At 74.1% G+C, this 20,998-nt stretch carries 16 protein-coding genes; 8 read left to right on the forward strand and 8 right to left on the reverse strand.

Annotated elements, in window-relative coordinates; genetic code table 11:
• Window positions 1-162: 162 nt before the first annotated feature.
• Window positions 163-2,514: an ATP-binding protein gene (locus tag ABT122_RS23635; RefSeq protein ID WP_351555647.1), complete on the reverse strand. Its 2,352-nt coding sequence runs from the start codon at window positions 2,512-2,514 to the stop codon at window positions 163-165.
• Between the two features lie 148 nt (window positions 2,515-2,662).
• On the opposite strand from ABT122_RS23635, the gene ABT122_RS23640 reads away from it, so the two are divergent.
• Complete coding sequence (locus ABT122_RS23640; RefSeq protein ID WP_351555649.1) at window positions 2,663-5,383, forward strand: LuxR C-terminal-related transcriptional regulator; 2,721 nt, start codon at window positions 2,663-2,665, stop codon at window positions 5,381-5,383.
• A gap of 298 nt (window positions 5,384-5,681) precedes the next feature.
• Here ABT122_RS23640 and ABT122_RS23645 read toward each other — a convergent pair whose 3' ends face one another.
• Entirely contained in the window at window positions 5,682-6,257 is a 576-nt protein-coding gene (locus ABT122_RS23645; RefSeq protein WP_351555651.1) for a hypothetical protein, read from the reverse strand.
• A 98-nt stretch (window positions 6,258-6,355) separates the two neighbouring features.
• Window positions 6,356-7,519 (reverse strand): ROK family glucokinase, encoded by a 1,164-nt coding sequence (locus ABT122_RS23650; protein WP_351555653.1) that lies wholly within the window; start codon window positions 7,517-7,519, stop codon window positions 6,356-6,358.
• A gap of 255 nt (window positions 7,520-7,774) precedes the next feature.
• On the opposite strand from ABT122_RS23650, the gene ABT122_RS23655 reads away from it, so the two are divergent.
• From ABT122_RS23655 to ABT122_RS23680, 6 genes are all read left to right on the forward strand, one after another.
• Complete coding sequence (locus ABT122_RS23655; protein ID WP_351555656.1) at window positions 7,775-8,032, forward strand: hypothetical protein; 258 nt, start codon at window positions 7,775-7,777, stop codon at window positions 8,030-8,032.
• Window positions 8,033-8,119: 87 nt separating this feature from the next.
• A complete protein-coding gene (locus tag ABT122_RS23660; protein ID WP_351555659.1) occupies window positions 8,120-10,774 on the forward strand; it encodes an FtsX-like permease family protein in 2,655 nt (884 codons plus the stop codon).
• A gap of 273 nt (window positions 10,775-11,047) precedes the next feature.
• The gene (locus ABT122_RS23665; protein WP_351555661.1) at window positions 11,048-11,578 is read left to right on the forward strand and encodes a TlpA family protein disulfide reductase; all 531 of its coding nucleotides are present in this window, start codon (window positions 11,048-11,050) and stop codon (window positions 11,576-11,578) included.
• Window positions 11,575-13,446, forward strand: coding sequence for an ABC transporter ATP-binding protein (locus ABT122_RS23670; protein ID WP_351555664.1), 1,872 nt, complete (start codon window positions 11,575-11,577; stop codon window positions 13,444-13,446). Before ABT122_RS23665 ends, ABT122_RS23670 begins: the two co-directional genes overlap by 4 nt.
• Window positions 13,440-14,099 (forward strand): ABC transporter ATP-binding protein, encoded by a 660-nt coding sequence (locus ABT122_RS23675; protein ID WP_351555666.1) that lies wholly within the window; start codon window positions 13,440-13,442, stop codon window positions 14,097-14,099. Before ABT122_RS23670 ends, ABT122_RS23675 begins: the two co-directional genes overlap by 7 nt.
• Window positions 14,100-14,591, forward strand: a complete 492-nt coding sequence (locus ABT122_RS23680) for a S24/S26 family peptidase (RefSeq protein WP_351555669.1) — start codon at window positions 14,100-14,102, stop codon at window positions 14,589-14,591. It abuts the gene before it with no gap.
• Between the two features lie 169 nt (window positions 14,592-14,760).
• Here ABT122_RS23680 and ABT122_RS23685 read toward each other — a convergent pair whose 3' ends face one another.
• The 5 genes from ABT122_RS23685 to ABT122_RS23705 all read right to left on the reverse strand — a co-directional run bounded on the left by ABT122_RS23685 (window position 14,761) and on the right by ABT122_RS23705 (window position 19,785).
• A complete protein-coding gene (locus ABT122_RS23685) occupies window positions 14,761-15,609 on the reverse strand; it encodes an ATP-binding cassette domain-containing protein (RefSeq protein ID WP_351555672.1) in 849 nt (282 codons plus the stop codon).
• The gene (locus tag ABT122_RS23690; RefSeq protein WP_351555673.1) at window positions 15,576-16,637 is read right to left on the reverse strand and encodes an ABC transporter permease; all 1,062 of its coding nucleotides are present in this window, start codon (window positions 16,635-16,637) and stop codon (window positions 15,576-15,578) included. Before ABT122_RS23690 ends, ABT122_RS23685 begins: the two co-directional genes overlap by 34 nt.
• Window positions 16,634-17,650 carry a sugar ABC transporter substrate-binding protein gene (locus ABT122_RS23695; protein ID WP_351555676.1) on the reverse strand — a complete coding sequence of 339 codons (1,017 nt, stop codon included), beginning with the start codon at window positions 17,648-17,650 and terminating at the stop codon, window positions 16,634-16,636. Before ABT122_RS23695 ends, ABT122_RS23690 begins: the two co-directional genes overlap by 4 nt.
• Before the next feature lie 191 nt (window positions 17,651-17,841).
• The gene (locus ABT122_RS23700) at window positions 17,842-18,855 is read right to left on the reverse strand and encodes a substrate-binding domain-containing protein (RefSeq protein ID WP_351555679.1); all 1,014 of its coding nucleotides are present in this window, start codon (window positions 18,853-18,855) and stop codon (window positions 17,842-17,844) included.
• Between the two features lie 156 nt (window positions 18,856-19,011).
• Window positions 19,012-19,785 carry a GntR family transcriptional regulator gene (locus ABT122_RS23705; RefSeq protein WP_351555682.1) on the reverse strand — a complete coding sequence of 258 codons (774 nt, stop codon included), beginning with the start codon at window positions 19,783-19,785 and terminating at the stop codon, window positions 19,012-19,014.
• Window positions 19,786-19,886: 101 nt separating this feature from the next.
• Here ABT122_RS23705 and ABT122_RS23710 point away from each other — a divergent pair, with 101 nt between their 5' ends.
• Entirely contained in the window at window positions 19,887-20,891 is a 1,005-nt protein-coding gene (locus ABT122_RS23710) for a Gfo/Idh/MocA family protein (protein WP_351555684.1), read from the forward strand.
• The last annotated feature ends 107 nt before the right edge of the window (window positions 20,892-20,998 follow it).

Genomic DNA, 20,998 nt, shown 5'->3' on the forward strand with positions numbered 1-20,998 from the left:
GGAGGGGGTCGGCGGAGACCGAGGCGGCGCGTCCGGCCCGGCGCGCCGGCGCCGGGGCCGGGCGGGGGCCGGTTCCCGGAAGGGTGGTTGATGTGAGGTGATGGGCGTCCATTCCCTCCATGTCGCGACACGGTCCGTGACACGGTTCGCGGACCCGGCCGGTCAGGGAAGCCGGATGTCGCCCGGCCCGTCAGCGGTGTACCCGTCCGACGCGCGCCCGTCAGCCGTGTACCGGCCGGTGAGGCGGAGTTCGGCGGCGGCCTCGGCCCGGCGGGGGTGATGGTGCGCGGTGAGCGTGCGCAGGGCGGCGGTGAGGACCGCGCGGGCCTCCCCGTGGCGGCCGAGGTGGCGCAGCACGCGTCCGAGTTCGAGCTGGGTGGGGCCGGTCCACGCCGCCACGTCGAGGGTCTCGAAGGTGGTCAGGGCCCGTCGCAGGGCGGTCTCCGCCTGCTGCCACCGGCCCAGGGCCGCGTGGTCGTTGCCGAGGTGCCGCAGGGTGACGGCCCGGTAGGTGGCGAGGAGTTGGGGGGACTGGCCGGGGATTCCCCGGCGGCAGATGTCGTGACTGCGGCGGTGGATCTCAAGGGCCTGGTCGGGGTGGCCGTGCTCGCGCAGGGCGCTGCCCAGGCTGTTGAGGGTGCTCAGCAGGGCGAGTCTCCCCTGGGGCGAGGCGTTCTCGCGGTGGTGCTCGTCCGATTCCCGGAGCCAGGTGATGGCCTCGTTGATCCGGCCCAGCCGGCGCAGCGCGCCGGCGCCGTAGTGCAGTGCCCAGCCCGTCTGGAGCAGGTCGCCGCACATATGGGCCGCGAGGAGCGCGGAACGGGCGGATTCGAGGGCGGCGTGAGGGTCGTGGGCGCATATGTCGTGGGCCCAGGCGAGGTAGTTGAGGTGGGTGGCCTCCTCCCGCCGGCTGTCCAGTGCCCGGGCGGCGTCGACGGCGCACCGGAAGACCTCGACCCACTGGGACCAGTGCTGGGTCAGATCGGAGAACCAGTGCATGGCCTCGGCAGTGTCGAGGACCTCCCGGTGCCGGCCGGTGGCGTGGGCGCGGTGCAGGGCGGCGAGCCACTGGGCCCGCTCGGCTTCCAGCCAGGCGCGGGCCTGTTCGCGGCCGACGGGCGCGGTGGCGGGGTCGGGGTCGCCGGCCGGCAGGTGGTGGCGCTCGGCGTCGAAATGGAGCGCCGCCGCGGTGGCCCGGGCGAGCATCCAGCGGGCGGCCCGGTCCAGGGCCGCGTCCCGGGTCGCCGGGGCGTCCTCGGCGGCGAGCCGTTCGGCCGCGAAGAGCCCGAGGAGGTCGTGGAACCGGTAGCGCTCGGCCGCGGGGTCGGCCTGGAGCAGGCCGCGGTCGCAGAGTTCCTCCAGGCGGAGTTCGGCGTCGCGGAGCGGGACGCCGGCCAGGAGCATGGCGGTCTCGGGGCCGATGTCCGGGCCCGCGGCGAGTGCGCAGCGCCGCAGCAGGAGCCGGGAGGAGGAGTCGAGCTGCCGGTAGGAGAGCGTGAAGGCGGCCCGGACCTTCAGATCACCCGACTGGAGGGTGTCGAGCCTGCGTTCCTCGCGGGCGAGCCGGGCGACGAGCTTGCCGAGGCTCTCCTCGGTCCGGGCGGCGAGGCGCTGGCCGGCGATGCGCAGGGCCAGCGGCAGATGCCCGCACAGATCGGCCAGCTCGCGGGCGGCCCGCGCCTCCCGGGCGACGCGCCGGGGGCCGACGATACGGGTGAGCAGTTCGACCGCCTCCTCGCCCCGCAGCAGGGGGAGTTCCATGCGGTGGACCGCTTCCAGTCCGGTCAGGCCGCCACGGCTGGTGACGATCGTGAGACACGCGCCGGAACTCGGCAGCAAGGGGCGCACCTGGTCCTCGTCGGCGGCGTTGTCCAGGACCAGCAACAGGCGGCGGCTCGCCGCGAGCGTTCGGAACAGCCCCGCCCGGTCCTCGACACCCCGGGGCTGCGTCCGCTCGGCGACCCCGAGGGCGCCCAGCAGCCGGGCCAGGACGTCGCCCGGCCGAGCGGGCTCGTCGTCCATGCCGCACAGGTCGACATGGAACCGGCCGTCGGGGAACCGGGGGGCGAGGACGTGGGCCGCGTGGACGGCGAACGCCGTCTTCCCGAGACCGGGTGAGCCCGCGACGACGACCACCGGCGGATGGGCGGGCCGCGCGGCGTCGGCCAGCGCCTCAAGGGCCGAGAGGGCGGGGCCGCGCGCGGTGAAGTCCCGGGTGTCCCTCGGCAGGGACAGTATCCCCGCCGACGCCGGATCTGTGGCGGGGCGCCGGCGCCGCCGCCCCGGGGCCGCCACCGCCTCCAGGGACCCTGCCTCCTCGGCGCTCAGCCCCAGCGCCCGGGCGAGGGCCTTGACGGTCCGTCCCTGGGGCCCCGTGGTACGGCCGCGTTCCAGGTCCGCCAGCGCCCGCACGCTCACTCCCGCGGCGAGGGCGAGCCGCTCCTGGCTGAACCCGGCACCCAGGCGCAGGCCGCGCAGGAGCTGCCCGAAATCGTCCGATGTCGTCCCGGTCATGGTCAGGCTCCCCTGGCGTGTGCCCCGGCGGGGCGCGGTCATCCGGCAGAAGTATTACGGACGTACTTCTGCCGGTGGTTCCGCCTGGTCACGCCGGCGGCCGGATGGTGGACTCGACGCCGCAGGGGTGGGGCCGCGAGGGGGGAGCATGCGGGTGCTGTGGGAGCGCGACGAGGTGCTGGAGGCGGCCGCGGAGGCCGCGCGGGCGGGCGGCGGACGCTGGATGCTGCTCTCGGCGGCGGTGGCCGGCATGGGCCGGACGGCGGCGCTCGAAACGATCGTGCGGCGGCAGACAGCGGAGGGCACCATGCGGGTCAGGCGCGCCCGGAGCGCGCCGGAGGAGACGGCGTTCCCCCTCGGGCTCGTCCGGCAGCTCTTCGCGGACGACGGCGATGTTCCCTTCTCGGTGCCGGCCGGGCCGGACGAACAGCGTCTGTTCCAGCGGCTGGTGACCCGGCTGGCCCGGTCGGCGGCCGAGCGTCCGGTACTGATCGCGGTGGACGACCTGCACCACGCCGACGAGACGTCCCGGCGCTGGATCGGCCACCTCGCGCACCGCGTCGCCGGCCTTCCCGTACTGCTGCTGGCCACCGAGTGCGACGGCCCGTCCGCTCCGCTGGTGCTCCCGGCCTCCACCGGCACGTCCTTCGCTCTCCGTCCGCTCAGCGCGTCCGCCGTCATCCGCATCGCGCGGGCCGCCGGTCTGGGCGAGGAGGAGACCGCGACCTGCGTCGAGGCGAGTGCCGGCATTCCGGCGCTGGTGCAGGCGCTCGTCACCGACCTCGGGGACGGCCCGCTCCCCCGCCCGCCCTCCGCCCCGGCACACAGCCGTTACCGCGACACGATCACCCGCTGGGTCCGGCACCGGGCCGATCCGCGCTCGCGCCGCATCCTCCTCGCCCTCGCCGTCGCGGCCGAGGGCGGGACGGCGGCCGGCCCCGGCCTCCTCGACCAGGTGTCCGGCCCGCGCCCGCACCGGCGTTCCCGGCGCGCGCGGTCGGTGGGCCGTCTCGGCACGCTGCTGCACCACCCCCTCGCGCGGGAGGCCGTTCTCGCCGCCGCCGAACCCGAGGAGATCTCCGCGCTGCACTCACGCATCGCGGCGACACTCGCGGAGAGCGGTGCCCCCGCGACGGCCGTCGCCTCCCGGCTGCTCCATGTGGACCGGCCGGGCGAGGCCTGGATGACCCGGTGTCTGGACGAAGCCGCCGAGGCGGCGGTGCGCGCCGGCCGGGTCGCCGAGTCCGCCGCGTATCTGCGCCACGCGCTGCGCGGCCGGCTCGCTCCGGACCGGCGCGCCGCCCTCACCATGCGCCTGGGCGCCCTGGAGCTTCCGCACAGCGCCACCGCCGGCATCCGCCGGCTCTACACCGGTCTGGAGCTGCACACCGATGTACGGGACCGTGTGATCGCCGCCACCGCGCTCAGCGCGGGCCTCGTCGCGGGGCGGTACCCCGATGCCGCGCTCCGGGTCCTGCACCAGGCCACGCGCGCCGCGGGCGACGACGAACTCGTCCAGGTCCTGCAGACGCTCAGCGCGCTGGTCTCCTCGCACGACAGCGCGGCCTGGCGCGGGGCCGTCGCGGGTCTGCGCGCGCTCGCGCCGGTGGCGCCGGCCACCATCGAGCCCCTGGTGTGCGGGCTGATCACCGAGTACGAGGCCGGAGCCGGGCTCTGCTCGGCGGCCGAGGCGCGCGCCCGGGTCCAGCAGCGCCTGGCGGCACCGGTGGACCCGCGCCTGCGGACCGCCTGGCTCGGCAGCGCGGCCACCCTTCTGCAGTGGGCGGACCGTCTGGAGGAGGCGCGCGAGCTCGCCGACACGTGTCTGCCCCCGCCGCCCATTCCCCCGGATCTGACGGACGTGGGGCTTCAGTGCCTGCTCAGTGTCCGGGCCGAGGCGGCGCTCTGGGCGGGAGAGTTCGAGCGTGTCATCGCCGAGAACGCGCCCCTGGTACGGGCTTGGGCCGGGCAGGGCGTCCGGCTGCCGCATCTGGCGGCGATGGTGGCGATCGCCCGGTGCGAGACCGGCCGGCGCGAAGAGGCGTGGGCGGCGGTGGCCGGCGCGGGTCCGTCCGGTGCGGACAGTTCCTGGGAGTGGAACGAGCTGAGCTACGCGCGGGCCCTCCTGCACGCGGCGGACGGCGACTGGCAGGCGGCCCTCGACGACCATCTGCGCTGCGGAGCCGGCCAGAGCGCCCATGACTTCGTCAGTCCGGTCGCCACACCGTGGCGTTCCGGAGCGGCGCTGGCGCTGGTGCGGCTCGGGCGGCGGGAGGAGGCCCGCGAGCTGGCCGAGGAGGAGCTGCGCCACGCCCGGACCTGGGGAACCCGGCGCACCGTCGGCCGGGCGCTGCGGGCGTACGCCTCGGCGGTGAGCGGCAGGCTGGCGCTGGACTCGCTGACCGAGGCCGCCGAGCTGCTCGGACCGGCTCGGGCGCCCGTGGAGCTGGCGGAGGTCCTCGTCGATCTCGGCCGGGCCCATATCGAGATCGGCAACGGCCGGAAGGGCCGTGACACGCTGCGTGAGGCGCGCGCCGTGGCGCTGCGGCTGGCTGTCCCCGCCCCCGGGAGCGGGGGCGGCGCCGTGACCGGCCGTCTCCTCGGTGTGGCCGAGAAGGCGCTGGGCGAGGTCCCGGCGCGGAGGGCGAGGGTCCCTCACGGGCTGACCGCGGCCGAGCGCCGGGTCGCCGAACTGGCCGCGGCGGGTCACAGCAACGCCCGGATCTCCGACGCGCTGTGCCTCACCCGCCGCACCGTGGAGACCCATCTCACCAGCGCCTACCGGAAGCTGCGGATCGCACGGCGTGCGCAACTGGTGTCGGTGCTGGCGCGGGAGGGGCCGGGGACGGGCGCCGGGGACACGGGGTGAGGGTCCGTCGCGGCGGGACGGTGCCGCGGCGGACCCGGACGGCCCCAGGCGGGCACCCGCGCGCCGTACGCGGGTTCCGCCGCGGCCGGAACGGTGCGCGGGTGGGGGTCTCGCGGGAAGGGACGGCGAACCCTCCTCGCGAGCCGGTGATCGCGGCCGGGAGATCCGGAGGGTCCACCGGGCGCGGCGGAGCCCGGCCGACGCCGGTCACCGCGAGGGCGGCCCCGGTGGAGGGCCCCCCGCGTCCGGGGCCCGGCCGGGAGGGGCTCCGCGGGCCCGGGTCCCGGGGCCGGGCCGGTCAGGGGTTGGCGGTGGCGACGACGTACACCCGGGGGTGGGCGGCATCGGTCATGTCGACGACGATGTCCTGGCTCGGCTGGGGGTCCTTGTCCTCGTGCCGGGTGCCCGCCCAGGGGATGCCGGAGCGGAAGTCCCAGCCGACCGTGTCGGCGTCGCGCGCGCTGATGGTGATCCTGCCGTCCTCCAGCGCGTCCCGGCTGGTGCCCGCCTCTTCGAGGAAGCGGTCGAGCCCGCCGGCCGTGGTGGTGAACTGCGCGTACAGCCTGCTGGTCTTCCAGTTGCTGGTCTCGAAGTAGGCGACGTCGGTGGACTTCGGCGGAATGGGCACCCCGAAGGCGCTCCGCTTCATCTGGGAGGGCCAGGTGTCGCGCAGCCCGCGCGCCTGGGACTCGGCCTGTTTGTCCCGGCCGCTCTCGCGGCTCTGCTCGGCGGAGATCACCAGATAGCCGGCGGGGATGCCGATGAGGAGGACGATGATGACCGCCGTGAGCCAGCGGCGGATGATCATCTGCCGCCGGCCCTCGGGGGGACGGAGGTTCTCGTCCGGGGACGTGGGCTGGCGGGGCACGGTCATGACTGCGTGGTTCCTGGTGCTGTGGGGGGGGGAGCTCGGTCGGAATCCGCAGTCTACGGTTTCCGGGACTTCCGGGGCGGGAGAAGCGGAATGGAGGATTACGGTGCCGGTGGCGTCGCACGGGGTGAGGCCGTGTTGCGCAGCGCCTGGGCGTAGCGCTCGTACCGCTCGTACCGCTCGACCCGGCGCCGGTTGGCGCGGCGGAAGCGGCGGGCGACCAGGCGGGCGAGATCGGCCGCGCCGACCATGCCGGCCTCGGGGCCGAGCTGGGCCTTGGCGATCCGGGCCTCGGGGCGGTAGCCGCGGCCGGTGAGATGGCGGCGGAAGGCGTCCCGGGCGGGTCCGATGAGCAGATCGTCGGCGGCACTGACCCCGCCGCCGATGACGAAGCAGGAGGGGTCGAGCGCGGCGGCGAGATTGGCGATGCCCACGCCGAGCCACTGGCCGATGTCCTGGAACAGCTCGACGCACATGGCGTCGCCCTCGCGGGCCAGCTCGGTGATGAGCGGGCCGGTGATGTCCGAGACGCTGCCGCCGACCCGGTCGATCAGGCAGTGGGCGACCGGGGACTCCGCCGCGGCCAGCTCCCGGGCCTCGCGGACCAGGGCGTTGCCGGAGCTGTACTGCTCCCAGCAGCCGCGGTTGCCGCAGGGGCAGCGGTGCCCGCCGGGCACCACCTGCATATGCCCGAACTCACCGGCGACCCCGAACTTGCCCCGTTTGACCTGGCCGTCCTCCAGGATCGCGCCGCCGATGCCGGTGCCGAGGGTGATCATCACCAGATGGTCCTCGCCGCGCCCCGCGCCGAAGCGCCACTCCGCCCAGGCGGCGGTGTTGGCGTCGTTGTCGACGAGGACGGGGACCGCGAGCCGGGCGGAGAGCGCGTCGCGCAGGGGCTCGTTGCGCCAGGCCAGATGGGGCGCGAAGAGGACGGTGGAGCGGTCGGCGTCCACCCAGCCGGCCGCGCCGATGCCCACCGCGTGCACATCGTGCCGGTCGGAGAGGTCGAGCACGAGTTCGCAGATGGTGTCCTCGACCACCTTGGGGCTCTTGGACTTGTCCGGGGTCTCGGTGCGGATCTTCTCCAGGATGACCCCGTCGGCGTCGACGACCCCCGCCATGACCTTCGTACCGCCGATGTCGATCCCCACGGTGGGCACGCGGGGAGCGCTCAGATGCGAGCGGCGTTCGCGGGTGCCGACGGTGCGCAGGACGGTGGCGCGGGCGGAGCCCCGGTGGGCGAATTCGCGGTAGGTGCTCACAGGGCGTGGTCCAAAGCGGCGGAGCGGGTGGTGGCGGGTGCTCGCACGGGTCGCGTCGTCCCTGGTGTCGTGGGGCCGGCCGGCACACGGCGAGTGGTTCTCCCCGGGCCGGCGGCGGACGGCGCCCGCCAAGGGCGATTCTGCCACTCCCGGGGCCGGAGGGAGCGGGGGTGGCCCGCCGCCGGCGGCCCGCCGGGGCCCCGGTGTGAGCTGAGCCACATTGGACGGGAGTGCGTTGCGGACAGGTCTAGTCCAGTGATCGACTTCACGCGCTTCATCCCCGATGGAAGGGAACATATGAACGCCCTGCGGAAAATCGGCGATGCGCTGCTGGAGAGACTGGTCCCCCAGGCCCGCGCCTCGGCCCTGACCTGCAACTCCGGCTGTCCCTCCAGCAAGGAGTACACCTGCATCACCTTCCGCCTGCACGAGCGGTGCTGCTACCGGGCGAAGCCTCCGCACTGCTCCCAGTCCTACTGCGGCTCATGGCAGTACACCGGGCGGTTCTGCTAGCGGACCGCTCCGGCCCTCGGCCCCGTCCCCGGGGGCGGGGCCGCGCCACCGGTACACAGAGTTCCCGACGACCTGGGGAGGGGCCGGGTGTTACTTTTCGTCCGGCGACAGCTGGCAGGAAGACTGCTCCGATCGCTCGCCCTGCTGCTGGGGCTGCTGGTGGCGGTCTCCTCGTTCGTCGTCCTGTCGTCGACGACGGAGTCCTCACGGCTCGATGTGCTCGGCACCCTCTCCCGCGACCGGGGCGCGTACGACATCCTGGTGCGCCCCCGGGACTCCGCCGGCCCCGTCGAATCGGCCCGGGGCCTGATCCGGCCCAACGCGGTGTCCGAGGTGTACGGCGGCATCACCACCGCGCAGGTCGCCCGGATCGGTGCCACCCCGGGCGTACGGGTCGCCGCGCCGATCGCCGTACTGGGCTTCGCCCCGACCGCGGGACGCGCCGTCCTCGACTTCGCGGAGTTCCTCCCCAAGGGCACCAAGGGCACCTACGACATCTCCCGTAGCTGGACATACGACCGGGGTCTGTCGGCCATCCCGCAGAACAGCAGGCGCGTCTACATCACCCCCCACCCCATCACCGTCCGCGCCGGGGAGACCGTGGGGGTGGGCGACGGCCACCGGCGGATCACCAACCGCTATCTCGAACGTCTGCCATCGGGCCGCGAGGTCGAGGTCTGCGAGGGGCGGCACCGGGCGGTGTCGGAGGGGGACCCGCACGCGGCCGAGGAGCCCGTCGTCTGTCTGTCCTGGGCGTCCGTCACCACCATCGGCCACGACGGCCGGCCGGTCGCGAGCGACCTCCCCCCGACCACCGCCGTCTTCACCTTCCCCGCCTCCCAGGTCGTCGCCGGGGTGGACCCGGCGGCCGAGGCCCGGCTCCTCGGGCTCGACCGGGCCCTGACCGCCGGGACGTATCTGACCCCCGGGGCGCCCCGCACCGTCCGGCGCGAGGGGTTCGCGGACTCGGTCGAACTCCCCCTGCTGCGCACCCGGGGCGCGGAGTCGGGGCTCACCGTCCGGACCGAGGTGCGGCGGCTGGGCGACGGCGCCACCGTGCACCGCGCGGAGCTGGACACGGCCGGCACCGCGCGCGACAGCGCCCCCGGCACCGTCAGCCCGCTCGACGGGCTGCTCCCGGCCGGACCCGTGCGCTACACCACCGGCTCCGACGGGGCCCTGCGCCCGCGCACCGTCCCGCGCACCGCGGAACTCCCCCTCGACGGCCGTGACCTCTGGTTCCGGGCGCTGCCCGCCGGGGACGGCCCGGGGGCGGCGAACCGTCCCCCGGTCCACGGCCGGAACACCGGCACCTTCGACCCCCGGCGGCTGCCCGCCTACGACTCCGCCGCGCGGGTGCCGCTCGGCGCGTACACCGCCCCGGGGCTCAGCGGCGCGGACGCCGCGTCCCGGAAGCTCCTCGGCGGCGGGCCCCTGCTGCCCGGGGTCTCGCCCACCGGCTACCTCCAGCAGCCGCCGCTGATGCTCACCACCCTCGACGCCGCCGCCTGGCTCGGGCGCGCGGGCTATCTCACCGGCCGGCAGCACCGCGCGCCGGTCTCCGCGGTCCGGGTCGCCGTCACCGGGGTCACCGGCGCCGACGAGGTCTCGCGCGAGCGGGTGCGCGCCGTGGCGGAATCGATCACCCGGCGCACCGGCCTGGAGGTCGACATCGCCCTCGGGTCGTCGCCCGCCGCGCAGACCGTGGCCCTGCCCGAGGGGGAGTTCGGCCGCCCGGAGCTGCGGCTCCAGGAGTGGTGGAGCAAGAAGAACGTGGTGGCCGTGATCTCCGAGGCGGTGGACCGCAAGAGCGTGGTCCTGCTGGTGCTGATGCTCACGGTCTGTTCCCTCTTCACCGCGAACGCCACCGCCGCGTCGGTCCGCGCCCGGCGCGAGGAGCTGGGGCTGCTGGCCGCCGTCGGCTGGGGACGGGGGCGGCTCTTCGCGGCCGTCCTCGGGGAGTCCGCGCTGATCGGGACCGCCGCCGGGGTGCTGGGGGTGGGGGCCGCGCTGGCCGCCGGGGAACTGTCCGGGGTCGGGGTGAGCGCCTCGTACGCCCTGCTCGCGGTGCCCGGCGCGGTCGGGGTCGCCGCCCTCGGCGGACTGGTCCCGGCCTGGCGGGCGTCCCGCGCGGCGCCGCTGGAGGCGCTGCGGCCCGCCGTCGCGGCCGGGCGCCGGAGCCGGGCCGTGGGCGGGGTCACCTCTCTCGCGCTGGCCGGGCTGGTCCGGTCCCGGGCCCGGACGCTGCTCGGTGTCACCGCTTCGGCCATCGCCGCGGGCTCGGTGACCCTGCTGGTGGCGGCGGTGCACACCTTCGAAGGGGTGCTGGCGGGGTCGCTGCTGGGGGATGCGGTCTCGGTACGGATACGGGCCGCGGACATCGCCGCGGTGGGGATGATGGTGCTGCTGGCCGCGGTCGCCGTCGGGGACGTCATGTATCTGAACATCCGTGACCGGATGGGGGAGTTCGCCGCGCTGCGGGCCACCGGGTGGACGGATCGGACGCTCGCCCGGCTGGTGCTGACGGAGGGGGCCGTGCTCGGGCTGACCGGGTCGGTGGCGGGGGCGTCGGTGGCGGCCGGGGTGACGGTGTGGCTGGCGCCGGGCGGGGTGACCGCGTCGCTGGTGGGGGTGGGGGTGGTCACCGTGGTGGGCGGGGTGCTGCTCGCGGTGGCCGGCACCGCGGTGCCGGTGGTGGCGCTGCGGCGGCAGCCGGTGGCTCTTCTGCTGGCCCGCGCATGAGCGACCGAGAGCCCCTCGGCCCCCTGAGACCGCCCCCCGCGCCCCAGGTCCCCGCACAGCGCGGGCCCCGGTCGGGGACCAGCCCCCGAACCCCCGCGCCTCAAACGCCGGCGAGGCTGAATTCGCCCAGGCCCACCTCCCAGAGGCGGCTCCGGGGGAGATTGAGGACGGACCCCGCGCCACAGGAACCCGCACCCCGCGGGCCACAGTCAAGGCCCCCCGGCAGAGCCGGAATGCCCCCACGATCTGATGCCCCCGATGCTGGAGAGAGAGATGGCTTTCGTAGTTGCCGGTCTGGTGCTCGTCGGAGCGATCGGCGTCCTCAATCTGCTGCTGATCACCGCGGTGATCCGGCGGCTGCGCCGTCAGGAGGAGGCCGCGAGCGGGCGGATGGCGAGCGGACCTCGCCCCGGTGAGACCCTCCCGGAGTTCTCCGCCGTCGACGTCTCGGGGCGCTCCGTCTCCCGCGCGGATCTCGACGGCCGGCTCGCCGTCCTCACCTTCCTGTCCACCGGCTGCCCCGCCTGCCCGGCCGCCCTCCCCCACCTCAGGGAGTACGTCAGGGCCACCGGGCTGGCCCGGCAGCAGACCATCGTCGTGATCACCGGTGAGGAGTCGGAGGCCGCCGAGCTGATCGAACCGCTGGCGGAGCTGGCGACCATCGTCGTCCAGCCCTTCCCGGGCGCGCTGAGCGAGACCTTCTCGGTCGTCGGGACACCCACCACCGTGATCGTCGGCGCGGACGGCCGGGTCACCCACGCGGAGGCGGGCTCCCAGCCGCTGCGCGACCTGGCCACCGCGTGAGCGGAGCCCCGCCGGGGCGGGCCGGCGGCGGGCGGGAGCTGGCCCGCCGCACCGCCGAGGCACTGGCCCTGACCTGGCGGGCGGGGCCGCCGAGCTGTCTCCTCCACGCCCTGCTCGCCATCGTCCAGGGCCTGCTCCCCGCCTCGATCGCCTGGCTCACCAAGGAGCTTCTCGACCGGCTCCAGCACGGCGGGCGGACGGACGGGCCGGAGCCCCTGGCCCTGGTCTCCGGGCTCTGCCTGCTGACCACGCTGTACGCGCTGCTGCCCCAGCTCTCCGAGTACGCGCGGGCCCGGCTCCAGCGGGGCATCGCCCTGGTGGTGCAGGACCGCCTCTACGGCACGGTCAACCGGTTCACCGGCATGGCCCGGTTCGAGACCCCGTCCTTCCTGGACCGGCTCCGGCTGGCCCAGGAGGCCGCCTTCTCCGCGCCCGAGCAGGTCACCGCCTCGCTCTTCGCGGTCGTCCAGCACTTCCTGACCCTCGCCGGTCTCACCGCCGTGCTCTTCACCGTCTCACCGGTGATAACGGTGGTCACGGTCGCCGCCGCGCTGCCGGTGCTGCTGGTGGAGGTTTCGCTCAGCCGGGAGCGCGCCCGGATGATGTTCGCGCTCAGCCCGCGCAACCGGCGGCAGCTCTTCTACCAGCGGATGCTGCTGGACCTCGCGGCGGTCAAGGAGATCCGGCTCTTCGGGCTCGGCGGCTTTCTGCTGGCGCGGATGAACCACGAGACCCGGCTCATCAACGCCGCCGAGGAGCGCATGGACCGGCGCTCGCTGCTGCGCCAGGGCCCGCTGACCGCCCTCGGGGCGCTGATCGCCGGCGGCGGGCTGGCCTGGATGACCATGGCGGCGGTACGGGGCGAGTTCACCATCGGCGATGTCTCGGCCTTCATCGCCTCGGTCGCCGGGGTGCAGGGCGCGCTGATCGCCCTGGTGCTCCAGTGCACCGGGGCGTACCACGCGCTGCTGCTGCTCGGCCACTTCACCGACATCACGGCCGCCGGCCCCGATCTCCCGGTCCGCGAGGAGCCGCTCCCCACCGGGCCGCTGGAGCGCGGGATCACCTTCGACGATGTCTGGTTCCGCTACGGCGACAGCGGGCCCTGGGTGCTGCGCGGGGTGAGCCTCACTCTTCCGCACGGCAAGTCCCTGGCTCTCGTGGGACTCAACGGAGCGGGGAAGAGCACCCTGGTCAAGCTGGCCTGCCGGCTGTACGACCCGGTGCGCGGCGCCATCCGCTGGGACGGGGTGGATCTGCGGGAGCTGGACCCGGAGCGGCTGCGGGACCGGATCAGCGCGGTGTTCCAGGACTCCGTGGAGTACGACTTCTCCGTCGCCGACAACATCGGCCTGGGGGATCTGGCGCACCGCGACGACCTCGGCAGGATCGTCGCCGCGGCCGAGCGGGCGGGCGCCCACGACCTGGTGTCCGCGCTGCCCCGGGGGTACGGAACGCTGCTCTCGCGGATCTTCGCTGAGGAGGGCGAAGGGGCGGGAGAGGGCGACACCGGGGTGACGCTCTCCGGCGGGCAGTGGCAGCGGCTGGCGCTGGCCCGGGCGATGATGCGCGAGGGGCGGGATCTGCTGATCCTCGACGAGCCGAGCGCGGGGCTGGACGCGGCGGCCGAGGAGCGCGTCCACGAGCGGTTGCGGGCCTTCGCCGACGGCGCCACCACCCTGCTGATCTCGCATCGGCTGGGCACGGTGCGGCGGGCCGATGAGATCGTGGTGCTCGACGGAGGACGGATCACCGAGGCGGGCACCCACGCGGAGCTGATGCGGTACGGGGGGACCTATGCCCGCCTCTTCGCGATTCAGGCCGCCGGCTACACCGACGACGCGGAGGAGGCGGGGAAGCGTTGCTGACCGTCAGCGGAGTGTGCAAGACCTACCGGGCGGACTCGGGCTCGCCCGTCCACGCCTGCGACCGGGTGGAGGTGAGCGCCGGCCGGGGCGAGGTGCTCGCCCTGACCGGGCCCTCGGGTTCGGGGAAGTCCACGCTGCTCCATCTCATCGGGGCGCTGGACACACCGGACGCGGGGACCATCGAGGTCGACGGACGGGAGATCACCGGGCTGGGACGGCGGGAGCTGGCGGCCTACCGACGGGGGGTCGGGTTCGTCTTCCAGCGCTTCCATCTGCTGCCCACGCTGACAGCGCTGGACAATGTGATGGTCCCGGTACTGCCGTACCGGACCGCCTTCGACAAGAGGGCACGGGCGCGCGGGCTGCTGGAGACGGTGGGGCTCGGGGAGCGCACCGGCGCGCTGCCGTCGAAGCTCTCCGGCGGGCAGCAGCAGCGGGTGGCGATAGCGAGGGCGCTGATCGGCCGGCCCGCGCTGCTGCTGGCCGACGAGCCGACCGGGAATCTCGACTCGCGCACCGGCGCGGAGATCGTGGATGTGCTGCTGGGGCTGCGGGAGAGCCTCGGTACGACGGTGGTGATGGCCACCCACGACGCCTCGGTGGTGGACCGGTGCGACCGTGCGGTGGAGCTGCGCGACGGACGGGTGTGCTGAGTGCGGGCCGTGTGGGCGGGGGCCGGGGTGGGGGTGCTGGCGGGGGTGGTGTGGTGGGTCCGCCGGCGCTGTGTGGCGATCACCGTGGACGGGGAGTCGATGTCCCCGGCGCTGCGGCCGGGGAGCCGGGTGCTGATCCGCCGCGGCACGGCGGGCCTGCGCCGCGGCCGTATCGCGGTCCTCGCCTCCCCCGACCCGGACCCGGCGACCGCCTGGCGGGGGAAGGGGCCGGTGAGCGGGGAGCTGGGGGCGGTGGAGTGGTGCATCAAGCGGGTGGTGGCGGTGGAGGGGGATCGGATGCCGAGGGGGGTGGCGGGGGGTGGGGGGCGGGTGCCGGTGGGGCATGTGGTGGTGATCGGGGACTATCCGTTGAGCCAGGACTCGAAGCAGTACGGCCCGTGCCCGGTCCACCAGATCCTCGGCCTGATGATCCTTCCCCTCCGGCCCCGGCCCCCGCGCGTCCCGGGCAACTTGAGCCCGTCCGGCGTTTGAGGACGGACCCCGGCCCACAGGACCCCCAGCCCGGGCAAACCCGGCCCGTCCAGCGTTTGAGGACGGACCCCGCACCACAGGACACCCGCACAGTGCGGGCCGCAGTCGGGGACCAGCCCCGAACCCCCGCGCCCCAAACGCCGGCGCGGCTCTCCATGTGCTGGGCGGGCTACTCGGGTCCGCCGAGGTGGGGCGGGGTCGGGGCGCGCTCCAGTTCGTGGCGGAGGTCGTCCAGCTCACTCCCCCCCGCCATCTGCCGCGTCAGCTCATCGAGCGTGACCGAGTCCTTGGTGTGCGACGCCGACATCGCCCCCCGCTTCAGCAGCACGAACCGATCCCCCACCAGATACGCGTGGTGCGGGTTGTGCGTGATCAGCACCACCCCGAGCCCGGCGTCCCGCGCCGCCGCCACATACTTCAGCACCACCCCGGACTGCTTCACCCCCAGCGCCGCCGTCGGCTCGTCCAGCACCAGCACCTTCGCCCCGAAGTACACCGCGCGGGCGATCGCGACGCACTGGCGCTCCCCGCCCGAGAGGGTCCCGATCGGCTGGTCGACGTCCCGCAGATCGATCCCCATGCGGAGCAGCTCGGAGCGGGTGGTCTCGCGCATCCGCGCCACATCGAGCCGCCTGAAGGGGCCGGCCCCCTTCGTCGGCTCGGAGCCGAGGAAGAAGTTCCGCCAGACCGGCATCAGCGGCACCACCGCCAGATCCTGGTACACCGTGGCGATGCCCCGGTTCAGCGCGTCCCTGGGGTTGGCCAGCCGGATCTGCTCGCCCTCGATCGAGAGGGTGCCCGAGTCGTGCTGGTGCAGACCCGCGATGATCTTGATGAGGGTGGACTTCCCGGCCCCGTTGTCGCCGAGGACGCAGGTGATCTCCCCCGCGTGCACCTCCAGCGACACCCCTTCGAGGGCCCGGATGTTCCCGTAGTACTTGCTGACCTCGTCCAGCTCGACCAGAGCGGCAGCAGGAGCCTCGGTCATCGTGTCGCCTCCGCCCGCTTGCGGACCCATGCGTTCAGCAGGGTGGCCAGAAGGAGCATCGCCCCGAGGAAGAACTTGAACCAGTCCGGGTTCCACTCCGCGTAGACGATCCCCTTGCTGGTCATACCGAAGATCAGCGCGCCGACCGCCGAGCCGATGGCGGAGCCGTACCCGCCGGTGATCAGACACCCGCCGATGACGGCCGCGATGATGTAGATCAGCTCATTGCCGACCCCCTCGCCCGACTGCACCACGTCGAACGAGAACAGCAGGTGCTGCCCGGAGATCCAGGCCGCGAAGGCGACCCCCATGTAGAGGCCGATCTTCGTCCGGACGACCGGCACACCGACGGCGCGGGCGGCGTCCGCGCCGCCGCCGACGGCGAAGATCCAGTTGCCGAAGCGGGTGCGCAGCAGAATCCAGGTCGCGAGGGCGACCAGCCCGATCCACCACAGGATGGTCACCTTGATGGTGACGTCGCCGAGGGTGAACTCGGAGGCGAAGAGCGCCTTCGCCGAGGCGAAGCCCTCCATGTCCCCGATGGACTTGGTGGAGACCGTCCCGCTGATCAGCTTGGTGAAGCCGAGATTGAGCCCGGTCAGCATCAGGAAGGTGCCGAGGGTGATGATGAAGCTGGGCAGTTTGGTACGGGTGAGCAGCAGCCCGTTGAAGACCCCCACCGCGAGGGTCACCAGCAGCGAGACCAGCACCCCGACCCAGACGTTCGCCGTCATCTGGTAGCTGAACATCGAGGAGATCAGCGCGGAGCTGGTCACCAGCACACCGGCCGAGAGGTCGAACTCCCCGCCGATCATCAGCAGCGCGACCGGCACCGCCATGATCCCGATGGTGGAGGCCGCGTACAGCACGGTGGAGAGGCTGGCGGCGCGCAGGAACGAGTCCGCGACGACCGCGAAGAAGAGGAAGACGGCGACGGCCCCGACGACCGAGCCCAGCTCGGGCCTGCCCAGCAGCCTGCGCAGGGGTGAGGTGCGCAGCAGCCGTTCGTCGGCGGCCGGGGGCCGCCCCGGTGCGGCGGCCGGTGCGCCGGCGCTCATCGCGTCCCCCGCTTCGTGTACTCCTCCAGCTCGGCGGCGTCCGCCCGGGTGATGATCTGCGGTCCGGTCAGCACGGGCCGGCCGCCGCCGAGGACATCGGCGTTGTACCGGTAGAGCCAGAGCAGGTCGACCGCCTCGTACCCCTGGAGATACGGCTGCTGGTCGACGGCGAACCCGAGCGTCCCGGCCTTGAGGGCGCCGGCGACCTTGGCGTTGAGGTCGAAGGTGACGATCTCGGCCTTGCTCCCGGCGGACTTCTTCGCCTTGACGGCGGTGTCCGCGAAGGGCGCGCCGAGGGTGACGACCGCGTCGATGGAGCGGTCGGTCTGGAGCTTGGCCTCGATGGTCGCCTGGACGTCGGGCATGTTGGTGCCGTCGACGTAGAGGTTCCGCATCTCGCCGTCGAAGGTCTTCTTCGCTCCGGCGCAGCGCTGCTCGTGCCCGACGTTGCCCTGCTCGTGCAGGACGCAGACGGCCTTCTTCTCGCCCCGCTTGTTCAGCTCGTCGCCGACGGCCTCACCGGCGACGGTCTCGTCCTGGCCGATGTGGGTGAGCGCGCCGTAGGCCTTGGACTGCTCGGAGCCCGAGTTCACGGTGATCACGGGGATGCCCGCGGCGACGGCCTTCCTCACCACGTCCTTCATGGCGTCGGGCTTGGCGAGGCTGACGATCAGCCCGTCGACCTTCTTGTCGATCGCGGTCTGGACGAGCTGGGCCTGCTGCTGGCCCTCGTCGTTCTTGGAGTAGAGGAAGTTGATGTTGTCCTTGGCGGCGGCCTCCTCGGCTCCCTTCTGGACGATGTCCCAGAAGGTGTCGCCGTCGCCCGAGTGGGTGACCATGGCGAAAGTCCAGCGGGGTGTGGTCACCGCGGCCTTGCCGGCGGTCGCCGCCTGGGCCTTGCGGGCGTCCTCCGCGCGCTTGCCGCCGGTGCTGCTGCATCCCGCGAGGGACGCTCCGAGCACCGCCGCCAGCAGCGCGCCGAGTGCGCGTACCCCTGTCCTTGCCCTTGCCACGACGCCGTGCCCTTCTTGCCGTACTGCTTTCCGGTGCGACCGGGGGGCGACATATCGCGCCCCAGCCGCCCAAGTATGGGTCACGCCAGGTCGGGGGGTGGGCATCGGGTACGCCGGGTGCCCCGATGGACACGCTCCGTACCTCGTACGGTGCCGTGTGCGACGGTCCGGCGGGGGTCTGTGGGCGGTGGTCACCGGGTGCCCTCCCGTGTGAGCCTCTCCAGGGCGGGTACGTCCTTCCCGGTGACCAGGGCCGGGCCGGTGAGGACCGGACGGCCGCCGCCGGTGACATTGCGGTTGACCTTGTGGAGCCAGAGCTGGTCGACGGCGAGATAGCCCTGGAGGTAGGGCTGCTGGTCGACCGCGAAGCCGATCTCCCCGCCCTTGAGCTGTGCGACGACCTCCGCGTTGAGGTCGAAGGTGCTGATCTCGGCGCGGGAGCCGGCGCCCGACTTCGCCTTGACGGCGGCGGCGGCGAACGGCGCGCCGAGGGTGACCACGCTGTCGATGGACGCGGCGCTCTGGAGCTTCGCCTCGACGGAGGAGGTGGTCTGGGGCATGTTCGTGCCCTCGACGTGGAGGTTCTCGACCGTGCCGCCGAAGGTCTTCCGCACCCCGTCGCAGCGGGCCTCCAGGGAGACATTGCCCTGCTCGTGGATGACGCAGAGGGCCTTCTTCCGGCCCCGTTCGTTGAGCGCCTCGCCGACCGCCTCGCCCGCCACGGTCTCGTCCTGGCCGATGTGGCCGAGGGCGCCGAGGTCCCGGGAGAAATCGGCGCCGGAGTTGATGGTGACCACGGGTATCCCGGCCGCGACGGCCTTCTTCACGACCGCGCCGACCGCCTCGGGCTTGGCGAGGGTGACGACGATGCCGTCGACCTTCTGGTCGATGTAGGTCTGGACGAGCTGGGCCTGCTCCTTGCCCTCCTTGTGGGCGGCGTAGAGGAAGTCCGCGTTGTCCTTGCGGGCCGCGACCTTCGCGCCGCTCTGGACGATGTCCCAGAAGGTGTCGCCCTCGCCGGAGTGGGTCACCATGGCGATCTTCAGCCGTTCACCCGTCGCCGGGGCTCCGCCGCCCCCGGCCCTCCCCGGCTCCCCGGTGCCGCCGCCGTCCGTGGCCTCCTTGCCGCCGGAGCCGCTGCATCCGGCGATGAGGGCCAGCGCGCACGCGGTGAGCAGGGCCGTTGCCGTGCGAGAGGTACGCATGGTGGATTCCGCCTTCTCTCCCGGCCGCCGGGTTGCGGCTGGGTGAGTGTCTACGGCGGCCACCCGGCGCCGTCAAGACTTTGTCCGAACATCCTTACGCGGCGGGGGCCGGGGCTCTCCCGGACCGGACCCGCACGGGCCGCGGACCCGCGCGGGTCAGGAGCGGACCAGGAGCTGGAACTCGAAGGAGTACCGGGAGGCGCGGTAGAGGTGGGAGCCGAATTCGACGGCGCGCCCGGTGTCGTCGAAGGTGGTGCGCTCCATCGTCAGCACCGGTCCGCCCGGTTCCTCGGCGAGCAGCTCGGCCTCGGCGGCGGTGGCGGCCCGGGCGCCGACCGACTGGCGGGCGCTGTGCAGGGTGGTCCCGGCGGCCCGCATCAGCCGGTAGAGGCCGGTGGCCTCCAGCTGCTCGGTCGCGCAGTCGAGCACCCCGGCGGGGAGGTGGTTGGTCAGCAGGGCCATCGGCTCGCCGTGGGCGTACCGCAGCCGCTCGATCCGCTGGACCTCGCTGTTCTCCGCGAGACCGAGGGCGGCGGCGACCCGGGCGCCGGCCGGCTCGGGGGCACTGCCCAGGACCACGGTCGCCGGGCGCTGGCCGGCCGCCTCCAGGTCGTCGTAGAGGCTGCTCAGCTCCAGCGGGCGCCGGACCTGGCTGTGCACGACCTGGGTGCCGACTCCCCTGCGGCGTACCAGCAGGCCCTTGTCGACGAGGGACTGGATGGCCTGGCGCACGGTCGGCCGGGAGAGACCGAGTCTGCCCGCCAGTTCTATCTCGTTGCCGAGCAGGCTGCCGGGGGTGAGCACGCCGCGCTCGATCGCCGCCTCCAGCTGCTGGGACAGCTGGAAGTAGAGCGGGACCGGGCTGGTGCGGTCCACGCTCAGCTGGAGAGACAGGGACGAGGCCGTCACGTGTCTGGGCTGCTTGGGCACGGGGGCGAGCGTAGTCGCCGCCCCAGGTGACGGGAAGTCGTGAGGTTCGATTGTCAGGACAAAGTGTTGACACGGTGGCGGCGCGGCGCCATTTTTGGCCCATGCGCATCGGATTGATCGGGACGGGACGGATCGGCTCCTTCCACGCGGGCGTGCTCAGCCGCCACCGGGAGGTCGGTTCACTGGTCGTGGCGGACGCGGACCCGGCGCGGGCGGCGGCCGTGGCCGAGCGCACCGGCGCCACGGCGGCCCCCAGCGCCAACGAGATCTTCTCCTGGGGCGTGGACGCCGTGGTGATCGCCTCGGCGACCGCCTCGCACGCCGAGCTGATCGCCCGGGCGGCCCGCGCCGGGCTCCCGGCCTTCTGCGAGAAGCCCATAGCGGCGGATCTGCCGGGCACGATCAGCGCGCTGCGCCAGGTGGAGGCGGCGGGCACCGTCCTCCAGCTCGGTTTCATGCGCCGCTTCGACGCGGGCTACACGACCGCCCGCGAGCTGCTGCGCTCGGGGCGGCTGGGCCGGCTGCACACCGTACGGGCGATCACCTCGGACCCGGCGCCGCCGCCCGCGGAGTATCTGCCGCTCTCCGGCGGGCTGTACCGGGACTGTCTGGTGCACGACTTCGACATGGTGCGCTGGGTGACCGGCCGGGAGGTCGTGGAGGTGTACGCGACCGGCTCCGACGCGGGTGGGGCGATGTTCCGCGCCGCCGGTGATGTGGACACCGCCGCGGCGCTGCTCACCCTGGACGACGGCACGCTGGTGACGGCGACGGCGACCCGGTTCAACGGCGCGGGCTACGACGTCCGGATGGAGCTGGCGGGCGAGCTGGACCAGTACGCGGTGGGGCTGGACGACCGTACGCCGATCACCTCGACGGAGCCGAAGGGCCCGCCGCACGCGGACAGGCCGTGGCCCGGCTTCCTGGAGCGGTTCGCGCCCGCGTACGAGGCGGAGCTGGACACCTTCGTCAGGCTGCTGCGGGGAGAGGCGGAGAACCCGTGCGACGGGTGGGAGGCGCTGGCGGCGCTGCGGATCGCGGAGGCCTGCGAGCTGTCCCGGCGCGAGCACCGGCCGGTGCGGACGGAGGAGATCCCGGCCGGCTGAACGGGCGGGGGGGGGGCGGGGGGGCGGGGGGGCCCCCGCCGCGCCCCCCGCGGGGGGGGGCGGGGGGGGGGGCCGCCCGGCGCGCGGCGGCCGACGGCAGGGGGGGT

The sequence above is a fragment of the Streptomyces sp. NPDC001985 genome (assembly GCF_040296845.1).
Lineage (GTDB): Bacteria > Actinomycetota > Actinomycetes > Streptomycetales > Streptomycetaceae > Streptomyces.